This window comes from Chryseobacterium paludis, from assembly GCF_025403485.1.
Classification (GTDB): domain Bacteria; phylum Bacteroidota; class Bacteroidia; order Flavobacteriales; family Weeksellaceae; genus Chryseobacterium; species Chryseobacterium paludis.
In genome coordinates this window covers 2,911,331-2,933,686 of record NZ_CP099966.1, presented here as the reverse complement: position 1 = coordinate 2,933,686, position 22,356 = coordinate 2,911,331, and the positions used below count along the sequence as shown (strand labels likewise).

22 protein-coding genes are annotated in these 22,356 nt (G+C 33.7%); 13 read left to right on the top strand and 9 right to left on the bottom strand.

Features of this window, described 5'->3' with window-relative positions:
* Positions 1–50: 50 nt before the first annotated feature.
* A complete protein-coding gene (locus tag NG806_RS13290; protein ID WP_214827542.1) occupies positions 51–1,712 on the bottom strand; it encodes an ABC transporter ATP-binding protein in 1,662 nt (553 codons plus the stop codon).
* Between the two features lie 90 nt (positions 1,713–1,802).
* On the opposite strand from NG806_RS13290, the gene NG806_RS13285 reads away from it, so the two are divergent.
* The 5 genes from NG806_RS13285 to NG806_RS13265 all read left to right on the top strand — a co-directional run bounded on the left by NG806_RS13285 (position 1,803) and on the right by NG806_RS13265 (position 5,679).
* The gene (locus tag NG806_RS13285) at positions 1,803–2,708 is read left to right on the top strand and encodes a transcription antitermination protein NusB (RefSeq protein ID WP_214827543.1); all 906 of its coding nucleotides are present in this window, start codon (positions 1,803–1,805) and stop codon (positions 2,706–2,708) included.
* Position 2,709: 1 nt separating this feature from the next.
* Positions 2,710–3,219, top strand: coding sequence for a DUF1573 domain-containing protein (locus tag NG806_RS13280; RefSeq protein WP_261510026.1), 510 nt, complete (start codon positions 2,710–2,712; stop codon positions 3,217–3,219).
* Positions 3,220–3,223: 4 nt separating this feature from the next.
* Positions 3,224–3,601, top strand: coding sequence for a preprotein translocase subunit YajC (gene yajC / locus NG806_RS13275; protein WP_214827545.1), 378 nt, complete (start codon positions 3,224–3,226; stop codon positions 3,599–3,601).
* A gap of 130 nt (positions 3,602–3,731) precedes the next feature.
* On the top strand, positions 3,732–4,466 hold the full coding sequence (locus tag NG806_RS13270; protein WP_214827550.1) for an SDR family NAD(P)-dependent oxidoreductase: 735 nt from the start codon (positions 3,732–3,734) through the stop codon (positions 4,464–4,466).
* A gap of 367 nt (positions 4,467–4,833) precedes the next feature.
* Positions 4,834–5,679, top strand: a complete 846-nt coding sequence (locus NG806_RS13265) for a mechanosensitive ion channel family protein (RefSeq protein WP_214827554.1) — start codon at positions 4,834–4,836, stop codon at positions 5,677–5,679.
* Between the two features lie 103 nt (positions 5,680–5,782).
* Here the strand turns inward: NG806_RS13265 and ligD are convergent, their stop codons facing one another.
* The 3 genes from ligD to ku all read right to left on the bottom strand — a co-directional run bounded on the left by ligD (position 5,783) and on the right by ku (position 9,125).
* Complete coding sequence (gene ligD / locus NG806_RS13260; RefSeq protein ID WP_261510023.1) at positions 5,783–7,666, bottom strand: DNA ligase D; 1,884 nt, start codon at positions 7,664–7,666, stop codon at positions 5,783–5,785.
* Between the two features lie 71 nt (positions 7,667–7,737).
* Positions 7,738–8,340 (bottom strand): DNA polymerase ligase N-terminal domain-containing protein, encoded by a 603-nt coding sequence (locus NG806_RS13255; RefSeq protein WP_261510021.1) that lies wholly within the window; start codon positions 8,338–8,340, stop codon positions 7,738–7,740.
* Positions 8,340–9,125 carry a non-homologous end joining protein Ku gene (gene ku, locus NG806_RS13250; protein ID WP_214827564.1) on the bottom strand — a complete coding sequence of 262 codons (786 nt, stop codon included), beginning with the start codon at positions 9,123–9,125 and terminating at the stop codon, positions 8,340–8,342. The genes NG806_RS13255 and ku overlap by 1 nt, the downstream gene beginning before the upstream one ends.
* Positions 9,126–9,271: 146 nt before the next feature.
* Here ku and NG806_RS13245 point away from each other — a divergent pair, with 146 nt between their 5' ends.
* The 3 genes from NG806_RS13245 (at position 9,272) to NG806_RS13235 (ending at position 12,171) form a co-directional block, all read left to right on the top strand.
* A complete protein-coding gene (locus tag NG806_RS13245; protein ID WP_214827573.1) occupies positions 9,272–10,045 on the top strand; it encodes a hypothetical protein in 774 nt (257 codons plus the stop codon).
* A gap of 202 nt (positions 10,046–10,247) precedes the next feature.
* The gene (locus NG806_RS13240; protein ID WP_261510020.1) at positions 10,248–10,817 is read left to right on the top strand and encodes a Crp/Fnr family transcriptional regulator; all 570 of its coding nucleotides are present in this window, start codon (positions 10,248–10,250) and stop codon (positions 10,815–10,817) included.
* Positions 10,818–10,899: 82 nt separating this feature from the next.
* On the top strand, positions 10,900–12,171 hold the full coding sequence (locus tag NG806_RS13235; RefSeq protein ID WP_315941730.1) for an adenylosuccinate synthase: 1,272 nt from the start codon (positions 10,900–10,902) through the stop codon (positions 12,169–12,171).
* 17 nt (positions 12,172–12,188) lie between these two features.
* On the opposite strand, the gene NG806_RS23095 is transcribed toward NG806_RS13235, so the two are convergent.
* A complete protein-coding gene (locus NG806_RS23095; RefSeq protein WP_449243642.1) occupies positions 12,189–12,332 on the bottom strand; it encodes a DUF7660 family protein in 144 nt (47 codons plus the stop codon).
* A 126-nt stretch (positions 12,333–12,458) separates the two neighbouring features.
* Positions 12,459–14,213: an aspartate--tRNA ligase gene (gene aspS / locus NG806_RS13230; RefSeq protein WP_261510018.1), complete on the bottom strand. Its 1,755-nt coding sequence runs from the start codon at positions 14,211–14,213 to the stop codon at positions 12,459–12,461.
* 112 nt (positions 14,214–14,325) lie between these two features.
* Between aspS and NG806_RS13225 the strand changes: the two genes are divergently transcribed.
* Both NG806_RS13225 and NG806_RS13220 read left to right on the top strand, forming a co-directional pair.
* Positions 14,326–15,720, top strand: a complete 1,395-nt coding sequence (locus tag NG806_RS13225; RefSeq protein ID WP_261510016.1) for an MATE family efflux transporter — start codon at positions 14,326–14,328, stop codon at positions 15,718–15,720.
* Between the two features lie 85 nt (positions 15,721–15,805).
* Positions 15,806–15,925, top strand: a complete 120-nt coding sequence (locus tag NG806_RS13220) for a 30S ribosomal protein THX (RefSeq protein ID WP_214827584.1) — start codon at positions 15,806–15,808, stop codon at positions 15,923–15,925.
* 57 nt (positions 15,926–15,982) lie between these two features.
* Here the strand turns inward: NG806_RS13220 and NG806_RS13215 are convergent, their stop codons facing one another.
* The 3 genes from NG806_RS13215 to NG806_RS13205 all read right to left on the bottom strand — a co-directional run bounded on the left by NG806_RS13215 (position 15,983) and on the right by NG806_RS13205 (position 18,487).
* Positions 15,983–16,636: a DUF937 domain-containing protein gene (locus tag NG806_RS13215; protein WP_214827587.1), complete on the bottom strand. Its 654-nt coding sequence runs from the start codon at positions 16,634–16,636 to the stop codon at positions 15,983–15,985.
* Between the two features lie 79 nt (positions 16,637–16,715).
* The gene (locus tag NG806_RS13210) at positions 16,716–17,975 is read right to left on the bottom strand and encodes a DUF2723 domain-containing protein (RefSeq protein ID WP_261510013.1); all 1,260 of its coding nucleotides are present in this window, start codon (positions 17,973–17,975) and stop codon (positions 16,716–16,718) included.
* A gap of 2 nt (positions 17,976–17,977) precedes the next feature.
* A complete protein-coding gene (locus tag NG806_RS13205) occupies positions 17,978–18,487 on the bottom strand; it encodes a DUF2480 family protein (RefSeq protein ID WP_261510012.1) in 510 nt (169 codons plus the stop codon).
* A 79-nt stretch (positions 18,488–18,566) separates the two neighbouring features.
* Here NG806_RS13205 and lpxB point away from each other — a divergent pair, with 79 nt between their 5' ends.
* From lpxB to NG806_RS13190, 3 genes are all read left to right on the top strand, one after another.
* Positions 18,567–19,670 (top strand): lipid-A-disaccharide synthase, encoded by a 1,104-nt coding sequence (gene lpxB / locus NG806_RS13200; RefSeq protein WP_214827593.1) that lies wholly within the window; start codon positions 18,567–18,569, stop codon positions 19,668–19,670.
* 101 nt (positions 19,671–19,771) lie between these two features.
* Positions 19,772–21,544 carry a ComEC/Rec2 family competence protein gene (locus tag NG806_RS13195; protein ID WP_390882514.1) on the top strand — a complete coding sequence of 591 codons (1,773 nt, stop codon included), beginning with the start codon at positions 19,772–19,774 and terminating at the stop codon, positions 21,542–21,544.
* A gap of 146 nt (positions 21,545–21,690) precedes the next feature.
* Complete coding sequence (locus NG806_RS13190; RefSeq protein ID WP_214827597.1) at positions 21,691–22,353, top strand: succinate dehydrogenase cytochrome b subunit; 663 nt, start codon at positions 21,691–21,693, stop codon at positions 22,351–22,353.
* The last annotated feature ends 3 nt before the right edge of the window (positions 22,354–22,356 follow it).

Sequence of the window (22,356 nt, the reverse complement as noted above, 5' to 3'; positions counted from 1 at the left end):
TAATCACAAAATTTTTTTTATGATTTATTTAACAATTTTGAATGAATCGGCTAAGCAGTTACAGAATTGGTAATTTCGGTAAGATTAATGATCTTATCAGCTTTTTGAGCGCTAGACTCTCTGTGTGTGATGATTATGGATGTTGCGTTATTGATTTTAGTGTCAATATTTTCAAGAATATTTTGCTCTGTTTCGGTGTCTAAAGCAGATAAAGAATCGTCAAAAATAATGATATTTGGATCCTTAATTAATGCTCTTGCGATACAAATTCTTTGTTTTTGGCCCCCCGAAAGCATCACTCCACGCTCTCCAACCGTAGTTTTGTATTGTTCTTTAAACTCTATAATGTTTTTGTGAACATCAGCAATTTTTGAATATTCAACTACTTTTTCATGCGAAGGATTGTCAATCGCAAAACCAATGTTATTTTCAATAGAATCAGAAAACAAATAACTTTCCTGAGGAATATAACCTATAAAATTTCTGTAAACCTCAAGATTGTGTTCTTTAAGGTTTTTACCATCAATCAAGATCTCTCCTTCCGTAGGATCAATTAGACGGCAAAGGAGTAATGCTATAGTAGACTTTCCGCTTCCGGTCTTTCCCATAATGGCTAGTGATTGTCCTGCATTAATTGTAAAACTTAGATTTTCTAAAGCTTTAATTCCTGTATTTGGGTAAACATAAGAAACATTTCTAAATTCAATGTCACCTTTAATAGAATAGTCATCGAAATTCTTATTAGTGATCTCAGATTTTTTATCTAAAAATTCATTAATTCTTTGCATAGAAGCCTCCGCTCTCTGATTAACCGAAGTTACCCATCCGACCATTGAAAATGGAAATATCAAAGTATTAATATACATGAAAAAGTCAGCGATTTTTCCGATGCTCAATTCTCCGGCAATGTATTTTTGGCCACCAATTACAATGATCGCTACATTTAAAAGTCCTATTACAAATAGGATAATTGTAAAAAAATAGGCTTCCGTTTTGGCTAGATCTAAGGCCTTATCCTGATAGTCGGTAACTTTAATACCGTAATTTTTTTTAATGTAATTTTCTTTGGCAAAGAATTTAACAACCCTGATCCCCGAAAAACTGTCTTGTACAAAAGTCGAAATGCCAGACTGGCTTTTCTGCATGATTTTTGACTTTTTATTGATGATCGAGCTTACCTTAAATATAAGATATGATAATATGGGAAGTGGTAACAATGTCCATAAGGTCATTGAAACATCTGTTTTTATCATATAGATGCTGGTGATAAGAAGCAAAATTACCAGGTTCACAACATACATGACACCAGGGCCAAGATACATTCTTACAGCCACTACATCTTCACTTAACCTGTTCATGAGATCTCCGATGGTAGTTTGTTTGTAATCAGTTAAAGATAATTCCTGATAATGTCTGTAAATCTTATTTTTTAACTCGTACTCAATTCTTCTTGAAGCAACGATAATTGTTTGCCTCATCATGAAAGTGAAGAATCCTGTCAATAATGAACAGCCTACAATGATAGCAACGTAAATCAATACCTGCTTATTAAAACCCATCTGTCCTCCTTTTGTAAGCTCATCTACGGATTTTCCCACAAACTGAACCTTATAGGTATTGAAGAAATTACTGGCGATGATGAATAATAACCCCCAAAACAATAATATTTTGTGTTTCCAAAAGTAAGGGTTCAGAGTTTTTAAAGCTTTCATATAGTTTTACAAAATTACAAAAATACCTTCACACTACGAATTTCATAAATTTTAAATTTTGTATCTTTGCACCCATAAAAAGCTCTTTGAATGTTAGGAAGAAGACAAATCCGTGAAAAAGTGGTAGAAAATGTATATTCATACTACCAGAATCCCATTAAGTTCGATGTTTTAGAGAAAAACATGTTTTCTAGTATAGAAAAAATCTATCATCTCTATATTTATCAACTTAATTTTTTAGTAGGTCTTAAAGATCTTGCGGAAAACCAAATGGAAATTGGGAAGAAGAAGTATTTGAAGACTGATTCTGACATTAATCCCAATCAAAAATTTATTAGCAACCAGGTGTTGATTAAACTTGAAGAAAATCCAGAAAGACTTTTCTTTACAGGACAACATAAGGAATTAAAATGGGATTTGCATGATGACCTATTGGTAAAAACTTTCCAAAGGATTACTGCTGGAAAGCGTTATCAGGATTTCATGAAAGTGGAAGAATATTCTTTCGAAGAAGATCAAAAATTTATCGGGAAATTATTTTTGCGATATATCGCTGAAAATGAAGATTTTCATGATTACCTTGGTGATAAAGAATTAACTTGGTATGATGATATTCACATAGCAAATTCAATGGTTCAGAAAACGATTGGTTTCCTTAAAGAAGACGAAGAAAGCAGAACATTGATAAAAATGATCAAAGATGAAGATGATAAAAGCTTTGCGGGTAAACTTCTTAGAGACACATTGAATAACTGGGAGAATAATGAGAAGAAATTAAGTGAGAGATTAGAAAACTGGGATTTGGAAAGAATTGCTTTGATGGATAAAGTTATCTTATCTACAGCTATTTCAGAAATTGATAATTTTCCTTTCACGCCTTCAAGAGTAATAATTAATGAATATATAGAAATTGCTAAAGTATTTGCTACTGATCGATCTAATATCTTCATTAATGGAATTTTAGATAAATATTGTAAAGATCAAAATAGAATTTAACATGAAAAAGACGTTATCAATTATCGCTTTGTCTATTATAGGCTTTGGTTTAGTTTCTTGTAAAAAAGAAAACAAAGAAGTTAAAGGTGCTGAATCTATAGCAGCAGATTCTGCCGCTGTAACTACAGCTCCTGCTGACTCTGCAACAGCTCCTGTAGCTGAAGAAACTGCAGCAGCTCCGGTAAAGTCTGACCAGCCATCTACATCAATTGCTCTATCAGAAAGTAATTTTGATTTTGGAAAGATCAAAAAAGGAGATAAAGTTCAGCATGTATATGAAGTTACTAATACCGGAAAAAATCCATTGGTAATTTCTGAAGTTAAACCTGGATGCGGATGTACTGCTCCTGATTTTACTAAAGAGCCTATCTTACCTGGAAAAAAAGGAAAAATTACATTACACTTTGATTCTTCAAACTTCGATGGAAACGTTCAGAAATATGCTGATGTATATGCTAACGTAGAAAAAGCTCCAATTAAATTAACATTCACAGCGAATATTCAACCATAATAAAATGAATACGTTAACCATATTTTTACAAGCACAGCCACAAGGTGGAGGATCTTCTATGATGCTGATCATGATGGGTGTGATGTTTGTCGGTTTTTATTTCTTAATGATAAGACCACAAATGAGAAAACAAAAGCAGGAAAAAAGCTTTCAGGAGAATCTGAAAGTAGGAAGTAGGGTAGTTCTTACTTCTGGTCTTCATGGAAGAATTGCTCAAATTCAGGATGATGGTTTTGTTATTGAAACATTATCAGGAAAATTAAAATTCGAAAAAGCAGCAGTATCAAGAGAATTTACTGATACTCGTTTTGGAGAAAAAGCAACAAAAGCAGCTGAAAAAACTGCTGAGAAAAAAGAAGTAATTGAAACTGAAAAGAAATAATTTTTAGTTTAAATCGTATAGTATCGGCGCGGTGAACTTTGTTCACCGCGCCGATTTTTTTATACCAGTTTGAATAGCTAATAAATATTTGATTATTTGACTTATCTATGGTTTAATCTATCTTTGCTTGATGAATCAAAATACAAATAAAACTGTTCTTATTTTAGGTGCTAATTCTGATGTTGCTAAGCAGGCAGGTAGACAATACTTGCAGAAGGGATTTTCTGTTATTGCAGCATCGCGAAATACGGAATCCTTGGAGAGTTTTGTAAGAGATAATGATTTAGATGTTTCAAGAATAAAGGTTTTATATTTTGATGCAGCTGATTTTGATTCTCATCAGAAGTTTTATAATGACCTTCCTGTAAAACCTGATATTGTGGTTTATGCCGCAGGTTTTTTAGTTGATAATCAAAAAGCTTTACGAGATTTCAAAGGAACTTACCAGATGATGCAGGTGAATTATATGGGTGGAGTCTCTATCCTTAATATTATAGCCATGGATGAAAGTAATAAAAGATTGGAAAGAATTGTTGGACTTTCTTCACTTTCAGGGGTAAGAGGAAGAAAGAGTAATTTTATTTATGGAAGCACAAAATCTGCATTCACACAATATTTAGCGGGGCTAAGACAAGAACTGTCTTCCAGAAAAGTCATTGTTAATGCTTTAGTGATTGGCTATATCAGAACTAAAATGAATGAAGGTCTGGAGCTTAATGATTCTTTAATGATGGAACCCGACTATGTAGCAAAGTTCATTGTTCATGCAGGTAATTCTTTTACCATTGTACCTAATCTTAAATGGAAGATAATTTATAATATTTTGAAAGTTTTACCTGAAAGTCTTGTTGCTAAATTGCCGTAATTTTTTTCATTTAATTTTTATTTTTGATAATTTATTTTCATGAAATAGAATAAATAGATTTATTTGTTGTTTTTGTGCTTATAGGTTTTCCAAAAGGCAGACTTCATAGAAATTGTGGATTACTTTTTTTTTCAGTATTTTTAAAATTCTAATTACTTCTTTTTACAAGATTCAATTTCAAAAATGATCATTGATTAAGCCTGAAACAGGGCTATTTTGCTATCCAATTTATTTTTTTACTATAATATGTACTTTAAACCAAAGGTTTAGAGTTTGTTGTTTTTTGGATGCAGGTTATTTTTCAAAATTAATTACAAAATGAGAGTAAATAAACGGGTAAAATATCAAAAATTAAATAAATACAAAGATGGACGATCTAAAATTGAATAACATTCAGCAACATTGGGATACCTTTATGGCTTCAGCTATTGCATGGGCTCCAAAGATTATTACAGCAGTAATCTCTGCGTTCTTGATATATCTCATCGGATCATGGATCATAAGGATGATAAAGAAATTAGTTGAAAAAGCCTTTAAAAGGCGCAATATGGAGCCGTCCTTACAGCTTTTTCTTTTGAATATTATTAATTGGAGTCTCAATATTTTGCTCTTTATCGTTGTCGTAACTCAATTGGGGGTACAGACCTCTGCATTTGTTGCAATGATAGGTGCTGCCGGTTTGGCGGTGGGATTGGCATTACAAGGTTCACTGACCAATTTTGCAGGTGGGATACTTATCTTATTATTGAAACCATTTAAGATCGGAGATTTTATTTCCACAAGTTCGGGAGTTTCAGGAACGGTAAATGCAATTGATGTTTTCCACACAAGATTAATTACTCCACAAAATCAATTAATCGTAATACCTAATGGCGAAATTTCAAATAAAAGTATTACGAATTACACACAGCTAGGAACACGTAAAACATGGTTCGACATAGGAGTTTCTTATAACGCCGATTTAAAACAGGCAAAGGAAATACTACTGGAGGTGATAAAGAATAACGAATATGCACTTAAAGAACCAGTCCCACAAGTGGTCGTAACTGAACTTGGAGATAGTGCAGTTAATTTATCTATAAGAGTAGCGACTACCAATGAAAATTTCTGGGCGATGAACGAAGAGTTAATGATAACCTGTAAAGCAGCTCTTGATCAAGCTGGAATTGAAATTCCTTTTCCACAACGAGATGTACATCTTTATAATAAGTAACGGTTATAAATAAAAATAGTAAAAATTCCTGCATTAATTATAAATGCAGGAATTTTTTTATTACCATGGCTTGAATGCTGAAATGATCCTCATCAGTCAAAGCTTACTTAAGATTCTGTAACAACTCCAATGCTTTCATCATATCAATTCCTTTTCCCAATACAGATTTAAATAAATCTCCTTTTTCTTTAATTCTTTCTAAAGCATTATGAATAGTAAAATCTGTTGGTTTTAATCCTGGCTTTACCTCATCCCATTCTAAAGGCATAGAAACAGAAGCTCCTTCCTTAGGCCTTAAGCTGTAGGCACTCGCCAATGTCTGACCTGTTCTGTTTTGAAGATAATCGAGATAAATTTTCTTATCATCTCTTTTTTGTAAGTTTCTTTCTAATGTAGTTGTTTTAGGTAGCTTTTCATTAACTTGTTTCATCACGATATGAGCGAAGTCTTTCACCTGGTCAAAATCGTATTTACCACCCATTGGAATGTAGATATGAATTCCGGTACTTCCGGAAGTTTTACAGTAGCCTTTAATTTTAATTGAATTTAAAACTTCATTCACCTGTAATGCCGCCTCAATCACATCATCGAAACTATTTTTCTTAGAAGGGTCAAGATCCAAAACCAAATAATCTGGATGTTCCAGATCAGGAAGCGAACTGTTCCATGGATTGAGATCGATACAGCCTAAATTATTAAGATAGGCTAAGGTGGCTTTATCATTACAGTAAATATAATCAATGTACTTATCATTGGACTCTGAATAAACTTGAGTGGTTTTTATCCAATCAGGTATATTATCACTGGCATCTTTTTGATAAAAACCCTGGGCTTCAATTCCATTTGGAAAGCGGTTTAAGGAAAGTGGACGGTTCTTTAAATGCGGAAGTATATATTCAGCTACCGATTGATAATATTCAATAACATTCCCTTTTGTAATACCATCTTTTGGAAAATAGATTTTATCCTGATTGGTCAACTTTACAGAATGTCGGTTTAACGTTATTTCCTTTTCAGAATGTGGCGCTTTTTTGGGAGAAGAGGTTGTAGCTTTCATTTCTTTAGGTTTTTCGTTAGTTTGGATATTGGTATTTGTCGAACCTTTTATTTCTTCGGGATCTTTATCCTCACGGATTGCAATAAAAACGGGATGCCGGAAAATACCATCTTTTGTAATTTCTGAAAATTTAATTTCACAAACCAATTCGGGCTTTATCCATGTTACAGGCATATTGGTTTTAGGAACAGTTTCAAATGGAGATTTCTTTATAATTAATTTTTTCAATCTCTCATGAAGCTGGTTTAAAGATTCTTTATTAAATCCTGTTCCTGTATGACCGGAATAAATCAATTTCCCATTACTATATTTTCCTAAGATCAATGCTCCAAATCCTTTTCTTGAGCCCCTCGGTTCCGTAAATCCACAGATAATGGCTTCTTCAGTATCCGTAAATTTTATTTTGAGCCAATCCGTGGTTCTATGGTTTTCAATATAGTTGCTGTTTGCTTTCTTTGCGATCATCCCCTCAAGCTTCATTTTTTTCATCTGATTGAAAAAGTCAATTCCTTTTTCGGGAATGTGGTCGCAATATTTAATAACTTCAGTCTCAATCAAGGCCTCTTTTAAAAGTTCCTTTCTTTGCAATAATGGGATATCTTCTGTAGAATGACCATTGAGCCAGAGAAGGTCAAAAACTTGGTAAACCAAAGCAAGGTTAGGATTATCTCCGATCTGTTGTAGCAACTGGAAGCTGGGCTTTCCGTTTTCGTCATAAGCTACAATTTCTCCGTCCAGAATCATCTTATGTTTTTGCGAATCGAAATCTCTTGAAATCTTTTGAAATTTATCCAGGAAAGAAATGCCATTTCTGGAATAAAACAGAGGCGTATCATTACTAACATCAGCAATAGCCCTATAGCCATCCCATTTTATCTCGAAGATCCAATCTTTATCATCAAACGCTTTTTCAAAGGACTTTGCAAGCATTGGCCTGATGAAATTTTTAAGTTTTTTTTCGTTGGTTAGAGCATTAAAGTTTCTGAATCTTGGCTGAGTCGTTATGATTTCTTTCTGCTGCTTTTTAGGCTTTTTTTTTCCTCTAAAAATTGGGTGACTAAAGATTTTGCAGAAGTGTTTTCTTCAGCATCATAATTTGTTTCTGCATATTCATCTTTGTGTTTTATGAGCAACCAGGAATTGCCTTCAGTGTTTTTCATTTTAACCAAAGCAAATTCACCTTTCAATTTTTTACCGTGGAGAATAAATTTTAATGATCCGGCGTGTAATTCCTTTAACAGTTCTTTCTCATCGGAAAGCTTGTTGTTTTCTTCCAGTGGTTCGTAAGTGCCACTGTCCCAAACCTCAACCTGGCCGGCTCCATAGTTGCCTTCAGGAATATTCCCTTCAAAATCTTTATAATCGTATGGATGATCTTCCACCATCATGGCAAGACGTTTATCTTTAGGGTCTAATGATGGACCCTTTGGAACGGCCCAGCTTTTAAGGACACCTTCCATCTCTAATCGAAAATCATAATGGAGATGTGATGCCGCATGTCTCTGAACTACAAAAATAAGTTGATCCTTACTCTTCTTAGTTTTCCCTTTTGGTTCACTGGTTTCGTTGAATTTCCGTTTTTCGTTATAATCTTTAAGAGCCATTACGATGCATTTTTGGATTTAGAACTTTGTAAACTGGCTTTCAATTGTGCCATTAAGTCAATGACTTTACCTTCTTTTGTCGGCTCTGCCTTTTGGGCTTTTACACTCTTACCCTTCGCTTTCTGTTTGATGATTTTCATTAATGCTTCTGAATAGGTATCCTTATACACAGTAGGATCAAACTCCTGGGAAAGTTGTTCAATAAGACTTACTGCCATTTTTAATTCCGCAGGTTTTGGAGCTTTCTTAGGTGGAATCTTTAAGTCTTTATAATCTCTTATTTCCTGATTAAAGCGTAATCTGTTAAGAATTAAAACCTCTTCATTATAGGGTCGAATCATTCCGATAGCCTCACTTTCACGAAGAACAAAAGTTCCTATACCGACCATTTTAGTTTCTGTTAAAGCTTTCATTAGAAGGCGGTAAGCGTTTTCTCCGTTTTTCTGAGGTTCCAAAAAATAAGGATTTTCAAAATAAACGCTGTCTACTTCCACTTCTTTTACGAACTGATCAATAGAAAGTATCTTACTCTTTTCGGGACTTGCTGCTTCGTAATCTTTATCGTCAAGAACAATGTATCTGTCATCCATGAGATAAGCTTTTACGATGTTTTCCCATTTCACTTCTTTACCTGATTTTTCATTGACTCTTTTAAACTTGATATTTGAAAAATCAGATTTATCAAGCATATCCAGATCCAACTTACTTGTTTCGGTTGCGGAATAAATCTTTACAGGGATATTGACTAAACCAAAGCCAATGGCACCATTCCAAATTGCTTTCATTGTACTATGTTTACATAATAACGTACAATGATTGTGCCGAGTGAAAAATATTTACTAAATGTATTATTTTGATTAATATTAAAAATACAGGATAAGCACACTAAATTATTATTTGTATTTTGGACCAAAATAAAATATAACCTATAATGAAAACAATTTTTACTTTTTTATTTGTACTTGGAGTAAATGTCTTTCTATCGGCACAGAAAGTCGATTACAAAAATAATATCATTACTGTGGATGGAAATAAGCTTGGAAAAGTCGAAGTACAGAAACAAAATTTTGGGCTTACCAAAAACTTTAACCTTTACTCAATGGAAGGCGAAAAACTGGTCATTGCAGTTCTCAGTACAGAGTTTGAAGGTGATAAAAATGACAATGCAAGTATGTACTATCGTTTCACTTTTTTACCTACCAATCAGGTTGGAATTTTCAAGTTATCAACGTTGGGGATGGAGAAAGGGTTTGTAAATTTAATCGGTAAAGGAGGAGTAATTGACGGGAATAGCTTAAATGCAGATAAAATTACAGAATTAATTGCTACAAAAGGAGTGACACCCAGAACTGCCGTTAATTATAGTTTGGTATCACGTAATAAAAACTGGCCAATCGAGTTAAAGGAAACAAAGTCAATTGAACAGGGAGGAGAAACGATTGGCTTTTTTACTTCTACAGGATATGTAAACGGTCAAGACTCGTACGAATTTTTTATTCCCGATGGAATTATGGTAGCTAAAATAAGTTTTGCAGGAGGAAACAATGCTCAGAATTTTGAATTATTTACAGCACGGGATAAAGTGCGGAAAGTGGTTTCTATTCCACAGAAAGATAAAGTGAATTCTCTTTCATCCGTTGTAGATCCTAATGCACTTACTCTTAAAAGAATTACGGCTTGGTTGGTACAGAATAATTATCTTTAAAAGCGAAAAAATTAATGATTTGAAATTCTAGATCAATGATAAAAAGCGGATATATTCTCCGCTTTTTATATGCTTTAAAATCAGATTTATCATGTATAAATATATAATTGAGAGGTGTGATAGTAGCTGTTTAGTTTTATTACCAATTGGCAATTGACAATAATAAGTATTTGTATATCTTTAAAATTCGATTGATCAAAACATGAAAGAGCTATTTAATTACATCAGAAAATTTGGAATGCTTAGTGACAAAGAGGAAGAATTAATTGCTGGTGGAATCAAAGAAGTGAACATTTCTAGAGGAGAACCATTTGTAGAAGCTGGTAAGATAAGCCAAAAGATTGCTTTTGTAAAAGAAGGGGTATTTCGATCATTGTATTATAACAAACAAGGAGATGACTTTACGAGGTACTTTATTTATGAAGGACGGTTTATTGGAGATTTTCAAGGTTTTGCTGATCAGGTACCTTCTAATGAATATATCGAAGCTATAACCGATGGGGTATTATTAACACTTGATTTTGATTTTTTAAAATCAATTGAAAAGGAAATTATTATTTGGCCTGTTTTAATTGCTAAGCTACATGCTTTTGTTGCTGAGAATAAGCTTAAGGTAGTAAGTACAATGCTCAACCTGGATGCTAAATCCCGATATCTTCATTTTCTCAGTCATTATCCTGGCCTGGCCAATCGTGTTCCACAAGCAATGTTGGCTTCTTATTTAGGAATTACTCCTTCTTCATTCAGTCGTATCCGGAAAAATATATTATAGAAATCCTTTCTTGTCAAATGACAATTGCCCCGCTATTCATATATGATAGCTTTGTCATATACAAAAACGATAAATTATAGATATGGATATTGTATTAGGTTTACAGTGGGGAGATGAAGGGAAAGGTAAATTCATTGATCTTATTAGTCAGAATTATGATATTGTAGCACGTTTCAACGGTGGGGCTAATGCCGGACACAGCATAGAGCGTTATGGAAAGAGAATAACATTAAAATCTCTTCCTTCAGGAATATTTATGAAGGGTGTACAAAATGTAATCGGAACAGGAATGGTCCTGGATCCTGTTAATTTTAAAAAAGAAGTTTTAAATTTAAGATCATTTGATGAAACCATCCAGGTGGAGAAGCATGTTTCTATTTCAAAAAAGGCACATCTTGTTCTTCCTACTCATCAATTAATGGATGTCTTCATGGAAGAAAATTCTTCTTATACGGCTATTGGAACTACACGAAATGGCATTGGACAGGCATATGCAAACAAGATTCTTAGGCAGAATTTACGAGTAGGGGATATTTTATCACCGGATTTTACGGATCGGATAATTCATATTTTAGAAAGAGATTATAATCAGCTTTTGAGCTATGGGCAGATACTTCCGTCATTAGAAAAACTATGTGAAGATTTTTTTGATGCTGTAGAGTTTCTGAAAAGATTTGAATTTATTGAAGCAGAAATGTTTTTAAATAATTCATTGAGTAAAGGAAAGACCATTCTGGCAGAAGGAGCACAAGCTACATTGCTTGATATTGATCATGGCACCTATCCATATGTTACTTCTTCAACTACTTTAGCAGCGGGAGCCTGTGGTGGTTTAGGAATTTCACCTAAAAAAGTAGGTGAGATATATGGAGTTGCTAAAGCCTATTGTACAAGAGTAGGTAATGGAATTTTTCCTACAGAAATATTTAATGATCTGGGTGAAGAAATTAGACAGAAAGGCAATGAATTTGGATCCAATACAGGAAGGCCAAGAAGGATTGGCTGGTTGGATCTACCCGCTTTGAAATATGCTGTTATGATAAATGGGGTAACTCAGCTGGTGCTTACTAAAGCAGATGTTTTAAGTGGTTTTGAATCAGTAGCCGTATGTACTCACTATGAAATACAGAATCAGCAGATTTCAATGATGCCTGGTTTATTTATTGATGATGAAGTTCAATCCGTGTTACAGTGGATGAAAGGCTGGGACGAAGATATTTCCAATTATGATGATGCTTCTTCTTTACCCGAACAATTGAAGAATTATCTTAGTTTCCTGGAAAAAGAATTGAAAATTCCTGTGAGCTATCTTTCTACGGGACCCGGAAGAGAGCAGATTATAAAAATGGATTAAGAATAATCTATATCTTTCTATTCGTAGATGCTGCTTCCTTTTAATAGGTCGGAGAAAACTTTCCAATTAATCTTTTCTAAATCAATATTTTGGCTGGTATTAATATAATAACCATCTATATCTTGAATATAGCTAGACATTGCTTCTAAATAATCTTCAATGGTTCTGTTTTCTCATTGCTCCTTATTTTCGATAAAATCTTTCCTAAGATTGTCTATAAAATCAATGAGTTCTTCTTTTGTCATATGGGATAAAATAAAAAAGCGAGGAAAAACCTCGCTTTAAATTTATGCTTTTAAATTCAATTTTAATTCTAACTCATCGAGTTGAGCATCCGCAATAGAAGCTGGTGCATCGATCATAACATCACGTCCTGAGTTATTTTTAGGAAATGCAATATAATCTCTGATCACTTCATTTCCGTCAAGAATAGCTACCAAACGGTCAAACCCGAATGCTAAACCACCATGAGGAGGAGCTCCATATTTGAATGCATTCATTAAGAAGCCAAACTGAGCTTCCGCTTCTTCTTTTGAGAACCCTAAAAGATCAAACATTTTTGACTGAAGATCCTTATCGAAAATTCTGATAGATCCACCACCAATTTCATTTCCATTAAGAACCATATCATAAGCATTAGCTCTTGCTTTTCCAGGATCTGTTTCTAATAAGTGGATATCTTCAGGTTTTGGAGATGTAAATGGGTGGTGCATAGCGTGGTATCTTTGAGTTTCTTCATCAAATTCCAATAATGGAAAATCAACTACCCAAAGAGGTGCAAAAACATTTCCTTTTCTCAATCCTAAACGGTTTCCAAGTTCCATTCTTAAAGCTGAAAGCTGAGTTCGTACTTTATGCTCATTTCCTGAAAGGATCAACATGAGGTCACCTTCTTTTGCTCCAAATTTTTCAATGATCTTTGCCAGATCTTCTTCATTATAAAACTTATTAACAGAAGACGTTTTTACCCCGTCATTTTGGAATTTTAGCCAAACCATTCCCGAAGCTCCGATCTGTGGACGTTTTACCCAATCCACCAATTCGTCGATTTGTTTTCTGGTGTAGTCTGCGCAACCTTCAACATTGATTCCGACAACCAATTCAGCATCATCAAATATTTTGAATTCTTTTCCTTTTACAAGCTCATTCAGCTCCACGAATTCCATTCCAAAACGAATATCCGGTTTGTCATTCCCATATTTTTGCATGGCATCAGCAAAAGTCATTCTTGGAAAAGTTCCGAATTCCTGACCTGTAATATCTTTAATAAGCGTTTTAGTCATCCCTTCAAAAACGTTCATTACATCTTCCTGCTCTACAAAAGCCATTTCACAGTCTATCTGAGTAAATTCCGGTTGTCTGTCGGCTCTTAAATCCTCATCACGGAAGCATTTTACGATCTGGAAATATTTATCCATTCCACCTACCATCAAAAGCTGTTTGAAAGTTTGTGGAGATTGTGGTAATGCATAAAACTGTCCTGGATTCATTCTGCTAGGAACCACAAAGTCTCTTGCTCCTTCCGGAGTAGATTTAATAAGAACCGGAGTTTCAACTTCAATAAATCCTTCATCTGAAAGATAATTTCTTACTTTTTGAGCCATTTTGTGACGGAAGATCAATTTATCTTTCACAGGATTTCTTCTGATATCCAGATAACGATATTTCATTCTTAGTTCCTCGCCGCCATCGGTTTCATCTTCAATAGTGAAAGGTGGAAGCTGTGACTCATTTAGAATCGTTAATGTTTCAACTAAAATTTCAATCTCTCCAGTTGGAATATTAGGGTTTTTGCTTACCCTTTCAATTACTTTTCCCTTAACCTGAATCACAAACTCACGACCCAGTTTTTTAGCTTCTTCCATCAACTGAGTAGAAGAACGGTCCTGGTCAAAAACCAACTGAGTGATTCCGTAACGATCTCGTAAATCTATCCAAATCATAAATCCTTTATCACGGATAGTTTGTACCCATCCTGAAAGTGTAACTTCTTCATTAAGATTTTTTAGAGATAATTCTCCGTTGGTATGTGTTCTGAACATTGATAAGATTTTTTGCAAAGATAATATTATTTTTTCCTAAAACTTTCCATATGCCAAGTCTTAATCGTTTTGGAAGTGATATTTTTGAATCCTATTAATATGATTAAAGATTATGACAAAATATATAGACTTTTTCAAAAAAGCATTTAAAGGCGGAGATGTAGACTATACAAAGATCAGTATAAGGAGTGCTGTACTTCTTTTAGCCATTCCGATGATGCTGGAAATGGCAATGGAGTCTGTATTTGCTCTGGTGGATCTGTATTTTGTAGGGCATCTGAAAGAAAGTGGTTATGCGATACAAACCGTAGGGCTCACAGAATCTGTTCTTTCTGTAATGTACTCTATTGCAATCGGGATGAGTATGGCGGCAACAGCTTTGGTTGCAAGGAGAATTGGTGAGAAAAACCCTGAGCAAGCTTCCAGAAGTGCTGCACAGGTTTTATTTGTTTCGATTGTCATTACTTTTATTCTAAGTTTACTTGGAGTAATTTACGCAAAGGAAATCCTAATTCTTATGGGTTCTAAGCCAGAAGCAGCCGCTTATGGTAAAGATTTTACAAGAATGATGATGGGAAGCAGTGTTATCATTATGCTTCTGTTTTTAATTAACGGAATTTTCAGAGGGGCAGGAAATGCAGCCATTGCAATGAAGAGTTTATGGATCGCAAATATTGCCAATATTATTCTTTGTCCCATTTTAATTAGGGGCTTTGGTCCTATTCCGGCAATGGGTTTAACTGGCGCAGCCCTTGCAACAACAATAGGAAGAAGTGTGGGCGTTATTTATCAATTGTATCATCTCTTAATTGCTGATACACAAATCCGAATAAAATTAAATTATTTCAAACCAGATTTCAGATTAATAAGATCAGTTGTAAAAATAGCAACTCCAGGAATTTTTCAATTTGTTATTGCATCATGCAGCTGGATATTTCTGGCACAGCTTGTCGCAACAACGGGAGGAGAAAATGCTTCAGCAGGGTATCAGACAGCATTAAGATTGATGATGTTTTTTATGCTTCCAGCGTGGGGCTTAAGTAATGCTGCTTCTACTTTGGTTGGACAGAACATGGGGGCTAACGAGATGTTAAGAGCCGAACAATCTGTGATGAAAACCGTAAAGTATAATGTTGTTTTTATGCTCGTTGTAAGTTTGATATTTTTTCTTTTGGGAGATTTTCTGGTCGGTTTTTTTACACAGGAGGTTGAAATTAAAAGCTTTGCTAAAAATGCGCTGCATATAATGAGTGTAGGTTTTCTTTTCTACGGAATAGGAATGGTCATGGTTAATGCTTTTAATGGAGCCGGAGATACATGGACACCGACCTGGATAAATTTTTTTGGATTTTGGATGTTTCAGATTCCTTTTGCCTACTTTCTGTCAAAACATCTTGGAATGGGGCCGAAAGGGGTCTTTATTTCAATCCCTGTAGCAGAAATTCTAATTACAATAGTGGCTTTTATATTATTTAAAAAAGGAAAATGGAAGACCATTAAAGTTTAGATTTATAAAAACTTTAACAGCGATAAGTAGTCTGTTTCGAACGAGTTTTCTTACATTCGTATGAATCAACAAATACTTAATTATTATGGGAAAAGGAGACAGAAAATCTAGAAGAGGTAAAATTAATAATGGAAGCTATGGGAAAAGAAGACCTAGAAAAGCTTCTAAATCATTAGTGACTTCGGAAGAAAAATCTAAAAAGTAAACAAAATAAAAAAAGGCCAAAGATCTATTCTTTGGCCTTTTTTATATACAAATTAAATTATTTTCCAAAAATATTTCCCAAAATACCACCTAGTCCTCCTTCCTGCTGTTTTTGCTGTCCCCCTCCTAAAACACTTCCTAAAATGTCGTTCAGTGGATTTCCGGATGATTGAGATTGTCCACCACCCCCTAATACACTTCCTAAGATGTCATTTAATGGATTGGATTGCTCAGCCTGAGCCTGATTAGATGCATTTCCAAGTATTCCGCCTAATAAATCACCTAAGCCTCCGGCACCAACATTATTTTGTTGTTTTTCTTTACCAATATACCCCATGATAAGTGGAGCAAGCATAGCCAGAACGGGACCTATTTTATCAATTGAAATCCCTGTATTTTGTGATAATTGATTTTCTACATTTTGTTTGTCACCACCAAAAACATGACTAAGGATTGAACCTCCTTCTGCTTGTCTTGCTTCTAACTGAGAAGAGTCATCTAAAATACTTCCGTTATGATCTTTATCCAGGGCGTTGTTTAATGCTTCAGCTTCTTTTGAATCTTGTGATTTATTTCTTAAATATGAAATAACTAAAGGTGCTGCAACAGCCAACAATGCAATAATCTGGTTTTTACTGATTCCAAATTTATTTTCTGCCTGTTCTGCAACCTGGTTGCTTGTATTTCCTGTAAGCAAATCGATTAAATTCATGTTTGTGTCTGTTAAATTGTTAGTAAACCAAAGTTATCAAAAAATATTCCCAAACAATTTTTTTAATCTAAAATTACTGTTAAAGTTTTCTTATATCTTCGTCGGTATATCCTTTAGATCTTAACAGCTTAATGTATTCTTTAGCGCTGGCAGTCATCCAGTTGATTGGTTCCGGAGCTTCTTTCTTATCAATAGTAAATTCAAGAATACCCACATTGTCATTCATCCATGGCAACATATAATATTTTAGTCCACCTTTGTATTTTTTAAAATCGTTGAAGTTTTTTCCTTTATCTGTTGATGATACTGCGCTATATGAAAGAACATATCCTAAAGGGATAAAAAGACAGAGCCAGGATATCTTTTTGAAGGCAGCATATTTTGAAGATGATAGTCCATATCCAATAGACAACGCAAAGATGATATTGAACGGAATAAAAAATACATAGTTATCCGAAACCGCATAAAAAGTTGAAAACCCATAGACGCATAATGATCCTGCAAAGAATACAAAAAACATTTTTGCATTTGATTTATACAATAAAAATGCACCAACAACTCCAAAGAAGGTAAATATGTTGAAGTTATAAATTAGATAAACAAAAGACTTAAAGAAGTCTTGTACATATTGTAAAAATGTTTTGTTTAAGGAGTCTTCAACCCAGGTTCCCTGATCGGAAGTGTAAGGAGAGCTTAGTGATAATCCCTGAGAAGTATTTAAAATAAATAGAGAAGAGAAAAGCACTAAGAAAATAAGCAGGGATAAAAAGACTTGTTTTTTTTCTGCTCTGAAATAGAAAAGAAATAAAAGAAGCGCCGGGATCAACAGGATATTCTGAATATGGATCCAGAGACTGATCCCTAAAAATAATCCACTTAAAACAATGTAATTTTTTTTATTTTCTATAAAACTTTTTATTATTGAAAAAAACACGAGGCTAATCCATAAAGAATTATAGGTATATACTTCTACTATTTCTGCATTTTTCCAAAAAGTAAAGCTAAAACCAAACACAAAAGCTGTAGTGATAGATACCCATTCGTTTTTTGTAACAATCCTTACAGTGAGGTAAATTATCGCAATTGTGGCTGCTCCGGAAAGAATAACCAGAATCCTGCTTGCTTCTATAGAATTAATATTGGCTAAATTCTTAATGAGAATTGCCGTATTGGTATAAAAAAAATGTGTCGTAGCTGTGGCTGTGGTCATCCATTCACCTTTTTCCACAAGTGCTACAAATCCAACGCAATCAGCGAAAGGAATTTTTGTAAAACTCCCAGCATAATAGATGAATAAAAAAATGAGAAATAAGAGAAAAGCGGTTACGTTTTTTTTCATTACTAGTTCTTAATGATTGGGACATTAGAACATGCCTCTCCAAACATAAGAGACTTTACAATAGGTTTCAATTGTTCTACCAATTCTACATAGGCATTTTCCGGAATTTCTTTATCTGAGCAACCTTTTACGAGAACTCTTTTGCCTCTCATGTCATCGAAATCATAAGTTTGTATTGCATTGTGCATTAATATCACTTCAAGATCTTCACGATTGCCAAAAACTATTTTTTTTGCTGCATCTGTAAGTTTAGCTGTAAGGACAAAATATGCCCATAATGGAACAATGGCATCTGCGGAATTATAGATGTAAATATAGGTATCGGTATATTCGTCGGTGTTGATCGCGGCAACTTTCTCGCGAAAATCTTTTTCTTTTAAGATCATTTCCTGGAAAAGAAAATCTTTAAGATCTATACCCTTACGTATTCCTTTGGGAAGAAGAGTAGTAAGATCAAAATTTACCAGACCACTTTCATTTACTTTATTTCTGATTTCAAATTCTTCTGACATTTTTTATCATTATCTTTGAACAAATTTACAAATTAAGATTTAACAAAGTCTTAATTTGTTCTCTATCCTTATTATAGAAATGAAATATTACATCATTGCTGGCGAAGCATCAGGGGATTTACACGGAAGTAATTTAATGAAAGCTTTAAAACAAAAAGATTCAAATGCCGAATTTAGGTTTTGGGGTGGCGATCTGATGACTAAACAAGGTGGCACATTAGTGAAACATTACCGTGATTTGGCTTTCATGGGGTTTTTGGAAGTGGCTATGAACCTAAGGACAATTCTTAATAATATAAAATTTTGTAAAGAGGATATTAAGAATAACAGACCTGATGTTTTAATTCTGGTTGATTATCCAGGATTCAACCTAAGGATCGCAAAATATGCCAAAGAACTTGGGATAAAAGTAGTATATTATATATCTCCTCAGCTATGGGCATGGAAAGAGGGTAGAGTAGAGATTATCAAGAAGTACGTAGATGAAATGATGGTTATCTTACCTTTTGAAGAAGATTTCTATAAAAAGCATGGTGTTCACTCTCATTTTGTAGGCCATCCTTTACTGGATGCAATTTCAAGTTTACAAGAGATCAACATCGACGCATTTAAAAAAGAACATGGTTTAAACGGAAAAGAAATAATTGCACTGCTTCCGGGATCGAGAAAACAGGAGGTTGAAAAGATGCTTGAAATAATGCTTTCTGTAAGGCCTCATTTTAAAAATTATCAATTTGTAATTGCTGGTGCACCAAGTCTTCCCAAAGAGTTTTATCAAAGTTATGTGGATGATAATGTTCATTTTGTCTCCAATAGAACATACGATTTGTTGAGATGTTCTAAAGCAGCATTGGTAACCTCCGGAACAGCAACTTTAGAAACGGCCTTGCTGAATATTCCTGAAGTAGTATGCTACCGTGGAAGTAAAATCTCCTATGCCATTGCTAAAAGGTTAGTGAAGAATATCAACTATATTTCTTTGGTAAATCTGATCATGGATAGGGAGGTTGTGAAAGAATTGATACAAAATGATCTGAATACTAAAAACCTTGTTGAAGAATTAACTAAAATTTTGGAAGGACAAAAAAGAGATCAGGTACTAAAAGATTATGAGCTGCTTAGAGAGAAACTTGGCGGAAAAGGAGCTAGTGATCATGCTGCGGATATTATTTTGAAAATATAAAGGAAAAAACATATCGGATTTCTGTTCCTATATTTTAAGAAAAACAAAACCATGCAGTTATGTGGTTTTTATTTACTATTTTGGTATAGTAAATCCTTAAGTTGAACAAACAACCCCTTTTTATTCTTGTCCTGTGTTTTATCCTTGGAATAATTTTCCAGGATCAATTTTCGCTGAATAAAACGGCAATATTTATTTTTGCGGGAATTTGTTCAGCCATTTTTGCTACACTATTTTTTAAATCTTATCTAATACATAAAAGCAAGTCGGTTTTGTTAGGAATAATGTTTTTTGGAATAGGGATTATTATTCATTGTTGTAATATGGTCACTTCTTCTGAAACCAATTTTGATTCATCAAAAAAGACTGTAGTCTTTAAAATCTCTAAGAAACTAAATTCCAATGAAAAGTATAAAAATTATGAATGTATTGCACAGGTTGGGAAAAAATACTTTAGTTCAATTGTACGTATACCTGTAGAACGCGATCAGCTTGATTTTGATCACTACTATAAAGTAGAAGCTTTTATAGGTAAGCTAAAACCTCCACAATATGATTTTCAATTTGACTATTCCCATTACCTGAAACGGAAAAATATTGGGTACCAATTGTATGTGTCGAATGAAATTCTTTCTGTTCCAAGAACTGATCTTGATATACAGGAAAAAATTAAGCAGAAAAGGCTTAAAGTCCTGCAGAATATAGATAATACCGACATTTCTGCTCAAAGCAGGGAGTTTTTAAAAGGTGTTATTCTTGCCGATAGGACGGAGATTGATTCCTCCATAGTGCAGGATTTCAGCAGATCAGGGCTGGTTCATTTTCTTGCTATTTCCGGAACACATATTATGGTGATCTTTGGATTGTTTTATTTTCTTTTTAAATTGGTACTACCTCTCAAATTTAGGCGATATACCATCATTATAAGTTTAGTGTTTCTCTGGTTTTTTGCTGCTTTTATTGGGTTTGGTAATTCAGTACTGAGGTCATGTATCATGTTGACCGTTTATTTTATTTATGTATTGCTTCAAAGAAAACCCGATGTATTACATTCTATGGCTTTGTCAGCTTTTATTATTCTAATTTTTGATACTCACCAGCTTTTTAATATAGGATTTCAATTAAGTTTTATTGCCGTTTTGGGGATTTTCTGGTTAAATCAACCTATTTTAAAGTGCCTTCCAAAGCAGGATGGCTATGGTAAAAAGTTAATCTTTAATACGATCTCTATTTCGATTTCAGCTCAATTGGCAACCCTTCCTTTGGTCTTATATTATTTTCATCAGTTTTCTTTTATTTCCATTTTAGCCAATTTTGTTATTGTTCCTTTCTCTGAACTGATCATTATGTTATCATTTGGAATGGCAGGCTTAATTGCCCTCCATTTAGATTTTGATATCATTAATATGGTGTATGACTTTGTGATTCACGGATTATTAAAATCTATTCATTGGTTTGCCGATTTCGATTTTCTCTTTTTTGAAAATATCTCAATGAATTTGGTTGAGGTTTTTCTCTTGTTAATAATTATATATGTGCTGAGGTTTGTATTTCTTAAATTTAATTTTAAAAATATAATGAGATTCATCATACTAAGTTTAATGTTTTTTATTGTCCGGTCTGGGTTTAATATTAAAGAGAATCAGAGAGAAGAAATTTTGGTTCACCAAGTAGGAAAGGATAAGGTACTTTCAATTAAGGATGGAAACAGGGCTTATTTTTGGATGGCAAATACTTCTGACAGAGAGAAAGTAATTAAGTATGTGATTAATCCATACAGCTCATCAAGAAGATTAAAAAATATTGAATTGAAAAGTTTAGAGGGTATAACGAAAAAGATTATCTATAAGAGCAAAATTTATGATATAAATTAATTGTTACATTTTTTTATTTTTTCTCTTATTTACTATACTTTAGGCTCTTATTTAGAAAGATTACAAACTGGCTAATAGTGAGATTTCTCACTTTATAATATTGTTAACATTTCCTAATTTTGTAGAAATTCAAATTTAAACTTAATATGGCAGGTTTAACGAGTTCTACAATAGGTAGAAAATATGCTATGGCATTATCAGCTATGTTTTTGCTGATTTTTCTTATACTGCATTTAACAACAAATTTATTATCTGTTATAAATCGCGATGCTTTTAATACAGCATCAGATTTTATGGGGTATAATCCTTTTGTTCAATTCTTGATGCAACCTATTCTTGGTTTTGCAGTTCTTTTCCATTTTATTATGGGATTTGTGCTGGAGATTAAGAATAATAAAGCGCGTCCAGTTAAATATGCTTCAAACAATGCGGCTTTGAATTCTACATGGATGTCTAGAAATATGATTATTTCCGGAGCTGTTGTATTGGCTTTTTTAGCGCTTCACTTTTATGATTTCTGGATTCATGAAATAAACTACAAGTATGTGGAAGGACTGGCTCCGGATGCGGAACGTTTTTGGCCGGAATTGCATGAGAAATTTGCTGATATCTGGAGAGTAGCTTTATATGTAATCTCATTTGTATTATTGGGACTGCACCTGGCTCATGGATTTCAGTCTTCTTTCCAGTCAGTTGGTGCAAGACATCCAAAATATACTCCAATACTTAAGGCGATAGGAACTTGGTATTCGATCCTTATTCCATTTGGGTTTATTTTTATTGCAATTTATCATTTTGTAACTCAATAATAT